This is a genomic window from Mariprofundus sp. NF, from assembly GCF_013387455.1.
Taxonomy (GTDB): Bacteria; Pseudomonadota; Zetaproteobacteria; order Mariprofundales; family Mariprofundaceae; genus Mariprofundus.
Map to the genome: position 1 here is coordinate 1 of NZ_VWNC01000016.1, position 1,096 is coordinate 1,096.

Annotated in this window: 1 protein-coding gene; it reads left to right on the forward strand. The window is 50.4% G+C overall.

Annotated elements, in window-relative coordinates; genetic code table 11:
- Positions 1-250: 250 nt before the first annotated feature.
- Positions 251-1,093, forward strand: a complete 843-nt coding sequence (locus tag F3F96_RS12325) for a transposase (protein WP_176963580.1) — start codon at positions 251-253, stop codon at positions 1,091-1,093.
- The last annotated feature ends 3 nt before the right edge of the window (positions 1,094-1,096 follow it).

Sequence of the window (1,096 nt, forward strand, 5' to 3'; positions counted from 1 at the left end):
GAGCTAAGTGACATTTCGTGTTGGTCGAGTTTTTCGATATCCCTTGTCCTGATTGGGTTTGCGGGCGAAATAAGCCATAATTAGACAAGGTGTTAGTCTAATCGCATGAAAAAAACTCTGTTCAATATGCTTTCAACCCATGCAAAAGTACGGTCGCACAGCAGCGGGCACACAACGCTGGTATTGCAGCTCGTGTGCATCGAGCACAGTACGAAAGAGACCTGATACTAAAGAACGCCACCATCGAACGTTGTTCACTCGATGGCTCACCGGCAATCGTTCCTTGTCCGAGATCGCCGATGATTATGGTGTTAGCCGACGGACACTTGTTCGCTGGTTCACTCCCCTGTGGGAGCAGATTCATCAGCCACTGGCGCTTCGCTCGGCTACCTACACCATCTACATTCTCGACGGTGTTTACCTGTCAGGAAGAGAGAATGCTGCGCTCATCTGTCGAACCATGACGGCACAGATATCCTGGATGTTTGCCCAGAGAGAAACATTGGCAAGTTGGATGGCCTTCCTGAAAAATCTCCCAGCGCCTGATGCTGTTGTAGTCGATGGGCAGAAAGGATTATTGGCCGCTATCCTTTGCCTGTGGCCAAAAACGAAGGTTCAGCGTTGCCTTGCTCATATCGAAAGGCTGGCCCGAATCAAGCTCACTCGACGACCCAAAACATCCGCTGGCAAAGAGTTGCTGGTTCTCGTGCGACAACTATGGGGTGTGCGCACTAAACGACAGCGCCGTCGATGGGTGCGTGCTTATCTGCGCTGGGAACGCAGGCACGGCACTTTCCTCAAAGAGCGTAGTTATGGAGAGCCAAAGACCGGAAGGAAGCGAACATGGTGGTACACACATCGGAATATTCGATCTGTACGATCTCTCATCCGCAATGCTATGCCGCATCTTTTTACCTTCGTTCGCTACCCGCTTGTGCCGCGAACCACTAATCATATTGAAGGCGGTGTGAACAGCCGCCTCAAGGAACTCGTGCATCGGCATAGAGGACTTACACAAAAACGAAAACAGGTTTTAGTGGCGGAACATTTGGCACAAAAAAGGAGGAAAAAACCAACACGAAATGTCACTTAACTC